Here is a 10,426-nt window from a genome sequence, read left to right as displayed (position 1 = left end):
TAACAAAGAGTAAAAGCGTGGGGTGTTTCACATTTCTGATTTTCTGCGGATAACGAAATAATTAAACCCGTTAAATAACGGATTTAATTAATCGCTAATTAACTGAGGTCAATACCTTTACTGCCAAATAACCAGGTCGCGGCAAAGCCTGCCAGCCATGCCACCGCCATGCCACTAAAATAGACCGCCATGCCCGCAAGAATACCCTGAGCCGAGGTCATTAACGGTAATGCAACCAGTCCGGAAGGGCCGAATACCGTATTTAAACCCACCGGTAATCCCAGCCAGGCCACCAGACCAAGAAAGAACCCACCCGCCGCGCCACCAATACAGGCGGTGATAAAGGGTTTAATCCGTGGCAGCGTGACGCCATAAATTAGCGGTTCTCCGACGCCGAGAAAGCCGGGAATAATCGCCCCTTTAATCTGGCTGCGCAGGATTGAATCTTTTTCTGCCCGCGCATACAGAGCCAGCGCGGCGCCAACCTGTCCGGCACCGGCCATCGCCAGAATCGGAAATAACGAATTAAACCCCTGAACATCCATCAGCGCAAAATAGACCGGAATAAAGCCCTGATGGATGCCAAACATCACCGCCAGCAGGAACAGCCCCGCCAGCAATGCGCAACCAAATGGATTACCATTCAGATGGAGAAACAGCCACGACATGGCTTTAAATAACTCGCCACCGAGCGGCATAATCACCACAAAAGTAATGGCGCCGGTTATCAGCAGCGTTAGCATGGAGGTCAGGATCATATCGAGGTTATCCGGCATCCACTGACGGATCTGCCGCTCAATCCACGCGCCCAGAATTGAGGCCATCAGCACCCCGATAATATTGCCGCGCGGGTCGATAGCCATGCCGAAGAAGTTATCGATGCCGGCGTAGTAACCGACTTTGGCATCAGGCAGGTAGCCGAGTAAAAACAGCGAAGCGATAATCGCGCCATTGACGCCAGAACCCCCAAACGCCTTCTGCGCGTTATAACCAATCAAAATACTCAGAAAGGTAAACAGCCCCTTGCTGAAGACTTTCATATAGCCAATGCCCTGCAATAGCAGCGCGTTATGGTTGCCAGCGCTACTGAGATGGAAAAGTTGCTCCAGCAGGGTGGCAATCCCTAACAGCAACCCGGCAGCGATAAATCCGGGGATTAATGGGGTAAAAATAGTAGCGAATTTAGCCAGAAACTGATGGATAGCGCTGTTCTGCCCTGCCTTTTGCTGTTTTTTATTCTTTGCCGCCAGCGTCCGCAGATCGGGAGCGGCCTGCTGACCGCTGGCGGCCAGGCGCTGATTCAGCATCTCCGCCGCGGTTTGCGCTTTGCCGGGGCCGAGGATCACCTGCAACTGATCGTCGCTGTTGACCACCCCCAGTACGCCCGGCAATGTTTTTAGCTCGGCCAGCTGAATCTGGCGTTGATCATGCAAAGTTAACCGCAGCCGCGTCATACAGTTGCCACACACCGCTACGTTCTGCCCCCCACCGACCGCCTGCAGAATAGCCTGAATCAACTCATCAGTGATTTTGGCCATTATCAGACTCCTTGTGCCAGCAGCGCCTGACGAATAAAGCCATGATGCTGCTGCAATAACCGACGCGCCTCATCCGCTGACAACTGCGCCAGCACCATCAGAATGGCGGTTTTACAGTGACCGCCACAGGCACTGAGCGCCCGTTGCGCCTCCGCCTCGCTGCAGTCGGTAGCCTGCGACACGATATTCACCTGACGCTGAACCAGCTTTTTATTGGTGGCTTCCACATCCACCATCAGGTTGCTGTACACTTTGCCGCTGCGGATCATCGCGCCGGTGGTCAGCATATTCAGCACCAGCTTCTGCGCCGTTCCCGCTTTCATACGTGATGATCCGGTCACCACTTCCGGGCCGACCACCGGGGTCAGCGCAATATCGGCAATCGCGGCCATGGCGCTATCCGGGTTGCAGGTCAGCGCTGCGCTGGTGGCGCCCAGCTGACGGGCATATTCCAGCGCGGCGACCACATAAGGGGTACGGCCACTGGCGGCGATACCGACCAGCACATCTTGCGCGCTGAAATTGATCGCCTTCAGGTCTGCCACTCCCATTTCACGGTTGTCTTCGGCGTTCTCTACCGCCTGCAGAATCGCCTGATGCCCTCCGGCAATCAACGCCACCACCTGTTCAGGTGGCGTGCCATAGGTTGGCGGGCACTCACTGGCATCCAGGATGCCCAACCGGCCGGAAGTGCCGGCGCCACAATAGATCAGGCGCCCCCCCTGCCGGAACGCGGCGGCAATAGCGTCAACCACGCGGGCAATCTCCGGCACGATCGCTTCTACCGCCAGCGCCACTTTCTTATCTTCATGGTTAATCACCTGCAGCATCGCTACTGTCGGCAGCTCATCAATATTTTCGCTGGCTGGATTGCGGCCTTCGGTGATCATCGTGTTCAGGTCAATTTTCATAGCGACTCCAGGCAGGATCGGTCGAACGGAATAATTTATTCCTTTAAATATAGGATATAAAGAATTACTAATTCCAGAAGAGCAGAAGATAATAATGGATGCCAGGGAAAAAAACCCGTCCGGGGAGGACGGGTCAGCGATTATTCCGCGCTCTGGGGGCGCAGACTCAGCTCATAGCTTGCGGCCTGCTGGCTATCAAACTGGTCTTCCCATTTGGCAATGACCAGCACCGCCAGTGCATTGCCCACCACGTTCAGCGCGGTACGCGCCATATCCATAATGCGGTCAACACCGGCAATAAACGCCAGTCCTTCCAGCGGGATCCCGACACTGCCGAGCGTCGCCAGCAACACCACAAAGGAGACCCCCGGCACGCCTGCGATACCTTTTGAGGTCACCATCAGCGTCAGTACCAGCAAAATTTCCTGACTAACCGACAGATTGATGCCATACAGCTGGGCGATAAAGATGGCCGCGATGCTCTGGTATAATGTTGAGCCATCGAGATTAAAGGAGTAACCGGTTGGCACCACAAAACTGGTAATCGACTTTGGCGCGCCATAGGCTTCCATCTTCTCCATAATCCGCGGCAGTACCGTTTCCGAACTGGAGGTGGAATAAGCGAGGATCAGCTCATCCTTCAGAATATGCATCAGGGTAGTAATCCGCAGCTTGCAGATGCGCGCCACCGTACCCAACACCACAAAGGCAAAAAACAGAATCGCGGCATACACCAGGATCACCAGCTTCGCCAGCGGCCATAGCGAGGCAAAACCAAAGTTCGCAATGGTGACCGAAATCAGCGCAAACACCCCCACCGGGGCATAACGCATAATCATATGCGTCACTTTAAACATCGCTTCTGAGGTGGAACGGAACACTTTCAGCAGCGGATCACGATGTTCTGCCGGTAACGATGAAAGGCCGAGACCAAACAATACCGAGAAGAAGATAATCGGCAACATGTCGCCTTTGGCAATTGCGGCGAAAATATTGGTCGGAATCAGGGACATAATCGTAATCACCAGGCTATGCGTCCCACTTTGCACCTGCTGCGTCGTCGCTTCATATTTAGAGATGTCCACCGTTGCCAGCGTCGACATATCAATGCCGCTACCCGGCTGGAACAGATTGGCCAGGGTAATACCTACCACGATGGCAATGGTGGTGATCACTTCGAAATAAATAATGGTTTTTACACCAATACGCCCCAGCTTTTTCGCATCACCGACGCCGGCAATACCGACAATCAGCGTCGAAATCACGATCGGCACGACGATCATTTTGATCAGGTGAATAAAAATATCACCCGCCGGACTCAGAATATTACTGACTAACCATTCACGTTGTTCCGGCTGATTATGCAGAATTGCACCGACAACGATCCCCAGCACCAGCGCAATTAGAATTTGCCAGGCAAGGCTGATTTTAAAACCTTTCATAACGCTTAATTCCTTAACAAAACCCCACTTCCGCCGGCTATATGCGGAAGGTTTACACTCAAGGGAGGCGGACCGTAATCCGTTAAAATCGAGGGTTATTGATGGTTGACGCCTGCATAACAGGTACGTAATCAGTACCATTTTCGCGGGCATAAAAGCAACCCTTTGCGCGGGGGGTTGCCAGCGGATCGGCGCGAGCGGATGAGATTATGAAAAGTTATTGAAGGCATAACTTGCTGTTATAAAAAGTAATATTTAAACACCATTTAGCATAGATATGCAGTTTCGTTTAAATAACACCCTGTACTGTTTGCTGTTTTTTCAGGCAGTACAACCATACATTTCCTACACTGTAGCAAACAGGATCCTTCGCCTTCATGCGTAGCAAGCATGTAATAATCCTGGAAATTACTACATCTATAATTCTCGTGATCTGCCGCCCAAAAAAGAAACAAAGCGCGATCCCCATCTTTAATTAACTTTTGGTTGACATCATATTAACAAATAAAAGGAGACCAGCCATGAGCCAAATACATAAGCACCCCGTTCCCGCTAACATTGCGGAAAATACCCTGATCAATGCAGAGCAGTACCAGTCGATGTATCAGCAGTCGGTACAAGATCCCGAGGCTTTTTGGGGAGAACAAGGCAAAATACTTGACTGGATTAAACCTTACACCCGCGTGAAGAATACCTCCTTTGCGCCCGGCAATATTAACATTCGTTGGTTTGAAGATGGCACGCTTAACCTCGCCGCCAACTGTCTGGATCGTCATCTGAATGAACGTGGCGACCATCCTGCCATTATCTGGGAGGGTGACGATGCCAGCGAAAGCAAGACCATCACCTTCCGCGAACTGCATCGTGAAGTCTGTCGTTTCGCCAATTCACTGAAAGAGCTGGGGATTAATAAAGGCGATGTGGTGGCAATCTATATGCCGATGGTGCCGGAAGCGGCGGTGGCGATGCTGGCCTGCGCCCGTATTGGCGCGGTGCATTCGGTAATTTTCGGCGGTTTTTCACCGGAAGCGGTCGCCGGNCGCCAGGCTGGTGGTAACCGCCGATGAAGGCATTCGTGCAGGTCGCGCCATTCCGCTGAAAAAGAACGTTGATGAGGCGCTGAAAAATCCTAACGTTAAATCGATCACCAACGTGGTGGTATTTCGCCGCACCGGTAAAGATATTGCGTGGACTAACGGTCGCGATCTCTGGTGGCATGAACTGGTCAATAGCGCCAGCGCCCATCATCAGCCGGAAGAGGTCAATGCGGAAGATCCGCTGTTTATCCTGTACACCTCCGGTTCGACCGGCAAGCCGAAAGGGGTGATGCATAGCACCGGCGGCTATCTGGTGTATGCCGCCATCACCTTTAAATATGTCTTTGATTACCATCCGGACGATATCTACTGGTGTACCGCCGATGTCGGCTGGGTCACCGGGCACAGTTATCTGCTGTATGGGCCGCTGGCCTGTGGCGCCACCACGCTGATGTTCGAAGGGGTGCCAAACTGGCCGAAACCCAGCCGTATGGCGGAAGTGGTGGATAAACATAAAGTCACCCTGCTGTATACCGCGCCGACCGCTATCCGCGCGCTGATGGCTGAAGGCGACCGGGCGATTGAGGGGACTAACCGTTCATCACTGCGCATTATGGGTTCCGTCGGTGAGCCGATTAACCCGGAAGCCTGGGAATGGTATTACCAGAAAATCGGCGACAGTCGTTGTCCGATAGTCGATACCTGGTGGCAGACGGAAACCGGCGGTTTTATGATTACGCCGCTACCGGGCGCCACCGAGCTAAAAGCCGGCTCCGCCACCAAACCGTTCTTTGGCGTCCAGCCAGCGCTGGTGGATAACGAAGGCAACCCGCAGGAAGGCGCCTGTGAAGGCAATCTGGTGATCGTCGACTCATGGCCGGGCCAGGCGCGCACGCTATATGGCGATCACGATCGCTTTGAGCAGACCTACTTCTCAACTTTTAAAAATATGTACTTTAGCGGCGACGGCGCGCGTCGTGATGAAGATGGCTATTACTGGATCACCGGCCGCGTCGATGACGTACTGAATGTCTCCGGCCATCGTCTGGGTACCGCTGAAATCGAATCGGCGCTGGTATCCCACCCGAAAATTGCTGAAGCAGCGGTGGTTGGCATTCCACACAGTATTAAAGGCCAGGCGATCTATGCCTATATCACCCTGAACCACGGTGAGGATCCGACGCCAGAGCTGTACAACGAAGTGCGCAACTGGGTACGTAAAGAGATTGGCCCGATTGCCACACCGGATGTCCTGCACTGGACCGATTCACTGCCGAAAACCCGCTCCGGCAAGATTATGCGTCGTATTCTGCGCAAAATCGCCGCCGGCGATACCAGTAACTTTGGTGATACCTCAACCCTCGCCGATCCTGGCGTCGTTGAGAAGTTAGTTGAAGAAAAACAGAGCATTAAAATGCCGTAAGCCTGCCCCCCTTCCCGTGTGGGGAGGGAGTCCGACCCGGTTTTTAAAACAATAATAAACGCCCTACGCAAGAGGCCTGTCGCGCGGTCAGTTGGTGACCAGCAAGATAGCCTCCCGCATAAAACCTCTGGAGATGCTGTGATGAATGATGTCATCTGCCAACGGATCGAAAACAGTGCTCATTTTAAAGAGCTGGTGCGCAAACGCCAGGCTTTTGCCCTGTTCCTTTCCGCCATCATGCTGGTGCTTTACGTCGGTTTTATTTTACTTATTGCCTTTGCCCCTGGCTGGCTCGGCACCCCACTACATGCAGGAACCAATGTTACCCGCGGCATTCCCATTGGCGTCGGGCTGATTGTGATTTCATTTGTACTTACTGCCACTTACGTCTGGCGCGCTAACGGTGAATTTGACCGTTTGACTAAACAGATTATCAGCGAGGTAAAAGGATGAAAGCACGTTATGCGGCCCTGGCAGCATTAATCCTGCTGCCTCTGTCGGCGCTGGCGGCCGATGCCATTACGGGGGCGGTAGAGAAGCAGCCCACCAATTATGAAGCGATCATTATGTTCCTGGTATTTGTGGCGGCAACGCTGGGCATTACTTACTGGGCATCGAAACGTACGCGTACCCGCAGTGATTACTATACTGCCGGTGGCAATATTACCGGCTTTCAGAATGGCCTGGCGATTGCCGGCGACTATATGTCAGCCGCCTCATTTCTCGGCATTTCGGCACTGGTCTACACCTCCGGCTACGATGGTCTGATCTACTCACTGGGCTTCCTGGTGGGCTGGCCGATTATCCTGTTCCTGATCGCTGAAAGGCTGCGTAATCTCGGGCGCTATACCTTTGCTGATGTGGCGTCTTATCGACTGAAACAGAAACCGATTCGCTCCCTCTCCGCCTGTGGCTCGCTGGTGGTGGTGGCGCTCTATCTGATTGCACAGATGGTTGGCGCCGGTAAACTGATTCAGCTGCTGTTTGGCCTTGATTACCATATCGCAGTAGTGCTGGTCGGCATACTGATGGTGATGTATGTGCTGTTTGGCGGCATGCTGGCCACCACCTGGGTGCAAATCATTAAAGCGGTGCTGTTGCTATTCGGCGCCAGCTTTATGGCCATTATGGTAATGAAAACCGTCGGCTTCAGCTTTAATACCCTGTTTACCGAAGCGATGGCGGTGCATCCGAAAGGCCAGGCGATTATGCGCCCCGGCGGGCTGGTAAATGATCCGGTTTCGGCTCTGTCGCTGGGCCTCGCGCTGATGTTCGGCACTGCCGGCTTGCCACATATTCTGATGCGTTTCTTTACCGTCAACGATGCGCGTGAAGCACGTAAAAGCGTACTCTACGCTACCGGCTTTATGGGTTATTTCTACTTCCTGACGTTTATTATTGGTTTTGGTGCGATTCTGTTAGTCAGCTCTAACCCGGCGTTTAAAGATGCCAGCGGTGCGCTGATTGGCGGCAATAATATGGCGGCTGTGCATCTGGCCGATGCGGTTGGCGGGAGTCTGTTCCTTGGTTTTATCTCTGCCGTCGCTTTCGCCACTATTCTGGCGGTGGTGGCCGGTCTGACGCTGGCTGGCGCCTCGGCGGTTTCTCACGACCTGTATGCCAGTGTGTTCCGTAAAGGTCACGCCACCGAGCGTGAAGAGCTGAAAGTGTCGAAGATCACCGTGGTACTGCTGGGGATTGTGGCGATTCTGCTGGGCATTATGTTTGAGAAACAAAATATCGCCTTTATGGTGGGGCTGGCGTTCTCTATCGCTGCCAGCTGTAACTTCCCGATTATTTTACTGTCGATGTACTGGTCAAAACTGACCACGCGTGGGGCGATGATTGGTGGCTGGCTGGGGCTGGTGACCGCGGTGGTGCTGATGATCCTTGGCCCGACGGTGTGGGTGAAAGTACTGGGTCACGCGCAGGCGATTTTCCCGTACGAGTATCCGGCCCTGTTCTCCATGCTGACGGCGTTTATCGGTATCTGGCTGTTCTCGATTACCGATAGTTCGGCAGAAGGTGCGGCTGAGCGTAAGCTGTTCCGCGCCCAGTTTATCCGTTCACAAACCGGTATTGGTATTGAACAGAGTAGTAAATCCCATTAATCGCTAAAACAATGCCGGGCATTGCCCGGCATTTTTATCGGCTGCCGCTGCAGAAATCAGAAACGCAGTGAACCACCAATATACGGACCATCGGCCAGCAGGTTGTCTTTACGCCCATCCTTGCCATCCAGTGCCAGATACCGGTAACCCACCCGCAGATTGACCATCGAAATCGGGGTAAAGCTCAGACCCGCTGACGCTTCCTGGTAGTTGTCGATGCGGCTGGATAACGCGTCAGGGGCATAATAGTATTCACCATACACTCCCAGCATATTGGCTAACGGCATCTGCGCGCTGGCACCTAACGCAACAGCATAACCGTCTTTAGAATCTTCCGGGCTGATATACATTGCCTTCACGCCGGGGGATAAAAACACCGAACCGACCTGAAAGTTATAGCCGACGCCGACGCCGGACAGGCTGCCATCATGATCGCTGCGCATCCAGTTACCGGACAGACTTAAACCCGGCGTGGTGGTTCCCATACCAACATTGATAGTGGTGTAGTTTTTACCTGCCTCAAAACCACCTTCAATTGCCTGCGCTGATCCTGCTAACAGCCAGATTGCCACGCCGCTGCTTAAAAGAATTTTATTCATTGCCAAACTCCATGTTGAACTGGCTTAGTTATAGAAGATGGATGGTAAACGAATAAAAAACCATTTAACAATCAGATTACTCAAAGATCAGCGCGATCGTATCATCGCTCCGCGGGGATATTTTCGCTAAACTCCGGCCCGGGGCCCGGCAGTTAAAGGGTTGCCCACATCAGATGACCAATCGCCGGGGCAATAATCACCGTAACCACCCCCGACAACATCATCACCAGGCTGGAAACCACCCCCTCCTGCTGGCCCATTTCGTAAGCCTTCGCGGTGCCGGCGCCATGTGATGCGGCACCAAGCCCGGCGCCTTTCGCCATCCCCTGTTTTACCGCCAGACGGATAAACAGCAGGTCGCCCACTGCCATACCAAACACGCCGGTGATCACCACAAACAACGCCACCAGATCGGGTTGACCACCAAGCTGCTTCGCCGCCGCGAGGGCAAAAGGCGTGGTAATCGACCGCACCGCCAGGCTACGCTGAATCTCTTCAGGCAGCGTCAGCAAGCGCGCCAGCCACACCGAGCTACAGACCGCCACGCCAGTAGCGGTAATCACCCCGGCGCTCAGGGAGAGCCAGTGGCGGCGGATAATCGCCAGATTTTCATATACCGGTACGGCAAAGGCCAGGGTGGCCGGCCCCAGCAACCACAACAGCCAGCGATTGTCGCTGATATAGTCCTGCCAGGAGATATGTGTCACCAGCAACAGCGCTACCAGCACCATCGGTGTCATCACCAGCGGCATCATCAGCAGTTTATGCCAGCGGCGATACAGACGTTTATTGAGAAAGTAGATCGCCAGGGTGGCGAACAGACAAATAATACTGAGGGCAAAATCATTCATGACGTGCCTGCTTACGTTGTGCCAGCCAAATCTCAAACCGATACATCCGGTCAACTATCAGGGCGGTGGAGCCCAGTACCATAATGGTACTGACCGCGATCACCAGAAAAATCCGCCAGCCTTCCACACGCAATAATTGTGAGTAATTCACTACCGCTACCACCGCCGGGACAAAGAACAGCAGCATTTCCGCCAGCAGCCATTTTGAACCGGCGCGAACCCAATCCAGCGGCAGTACACGCAGCATAATCAGCGCCAGCAGCAATAACATGCCGACAATATTGGCCGGCAGCGGCAGATGGAGCCAGTCAACCAGTTGCTCTGATGCGATGAACATCCCGGCATAGAGCGCTACCTGCAGCGGTACCTGTAAACGTTGCAGTCTTTCCGCACCGTGCAGGTGCGATGCCAACGCCATGATCTTTTCCTCTTGTGAATTCAGGCTGTCAGTATAAATCGCTGACAAAGAGTGAATGAAATGAATTAAAATCATTACTACCATGCCTTAAAGGAA

At 53.4% G+C, this 10,426-nt stretch carries 8 protein-coding genes and 1 pseudogene; 3 read left to right on the top strand and 6 right to left on the bottom strand.

Annotation, left to right across the window (positions count from 1 at the left end; all coding sequences use genetic code 11):
- Positions 1 to 98: 98 nt before the first annotated feature.
- From murP to gltP, 3 genes are all read right to left on the bottom strand, one after another.
- Positions 99 to 1,538 carry a PTS N-acetylmuramic acid transporter subunit IIBC gene (gene murP / locus JWF83_RS17175; protein WP_413651626.1) on the bottom strand — a complete coding sequence of 480 codons (1,440 nt, stop codon included), beginning with the start codon at positions 1,536 to 1,538 and terminating at the stop codon, positions 99 to 101.
- A gap of 2 nt (positions 1,539 to 1,540) precedes the next feature.
- Positions 1,541 to 2,449 carry an N-acetylmuramic acid 6-phosphate etherase gene (gene murQ / locus JWF83_RS17170; protein ID WP_413651625.1) on the bottom strand — a complete coding sequence of 303 codons (909 nt, stop codon included), beginning with the start codon at positions 2,447 to 2,449 and terminating at the stop codon, positions 1,541 to 1,543.
- A gap of 140 nt (positions 2,450 to 2,589) precedes the next feature.
- A complete protein-coding gene (gene gltP / locus JWF83_RS17165) occupies positions 2,590 to 3,891 on the bottom strand; it encodes a glutamate/aspartate:proton symporter GltP (RefSeq protein ID WP_413651624.1) in 1,302 nt (433 codons plus the stop codon).
- Positions 3,892 to 4,412: 521 nt separating this feature from the next.
- Between gltP and acs the strand changes: the two are divergent.
- The 3 genes and pseudogenes from acs (at position 4,413) to JWF83_RS17150 (ending at position 8,462) form a co-directional block, all read left to right on the top strand.
- A pseudogene (acs, locus tag JWF83_RS17160) lies at positions 4,413 to 6,351 on the top strand (acetate--CoA ligase).
- 141 nt (positions 6,352 to 6,492) lie between these two features.
- A complete protein-coding gene (locus JWF83_RS17155; protein ID WP_413651623.1) occupies positions 6,493 to 6,804 on the top strand; it encodes a DUF485 domain-containing protein in 312 nt (103 codons plus the stop codon).
- The gene (locus JWF83_RS17150; protein WP_413651622.1) at positions 6,801 to 8,462 is read left to right on the top strand and encodes a cation acetate symporter; all 1,662 of its coding nucleotides are present in this window, start codon (positions 6,801 to 6,803) and stop codon (positions 8,460 to 8,462) included. The genes JWF83_RS17155 and JWF83_RS17150 overlap by 4 nt, the downstream gene beginning before the upstream one ends.
- A 56-nt stretch (positions 8,463 to 8,518) precedes the next feature.
- Here the strand turns inward: JWF83_RS17150 and JWF83_RS17145 are convergent, their stop codons facing one another.
- The 3 genes from JWF83_RS17145 to JWF83_RS17135 form a co-directional block, all read right to left on the bottom strand.
- Positions 8,519 to 9,061 carry a YfaZ family outer membrane protein gene (locus tag JWF83_RS17145; protein WP_413651621.1) on the bottom strand — a complete coding sequence of 181 codons (543 nt, stop codon included), beginning with the start codon at positions 9,059 to 9,061 and terminating at the stop codon, positions 8,519 to 8,521.
- Between the two features lie 152 nt (positions 9,062 to 9,213).
- Positions 9,214 to 9,912: an LrgB family protein gene (locus JWF83_RS17140; RefSeq protein ID WP_413651620.1), complete on the bottom strand. Its 699-nt coding sequence runs from the start codon at positions 9,910 to 9,912 to the stop codon at positions 9,214 to 9,216.
- Positions 9,905 to 10,330 (bottom strand): CidA/LrgA family protein, encoded by a 426-nt coding sequence (locus JWF83_RS17135; RefSeq protein WP_413651619.1) that lies wholly within the window; start codon positions 10,328 to 10,330, stop codon positions 9,905 to 9,907. Before JWF83_RS17135 ends, JWF83_RS17140 begins: the two co-directional genes overlap by 8 nt.
- Between the last annotated feature and the right edge of the window lie 96 nt (positions 10,331 to 10,426).

It is taken from the genome of Pantoea sp. B65 (assembly GCF_047308185.1).
Classification (GTDB): Bacteria; Pseudomonadota; Gammaproteobacteria; order Enterobacterales; family Enterobacteriaceae; genus Erwinia.
The sequence above is the reverse complement of the archived record's forward strand: the minus strand, read 5'-3'. Positions and strand labels throughout refer to the sequence as shown.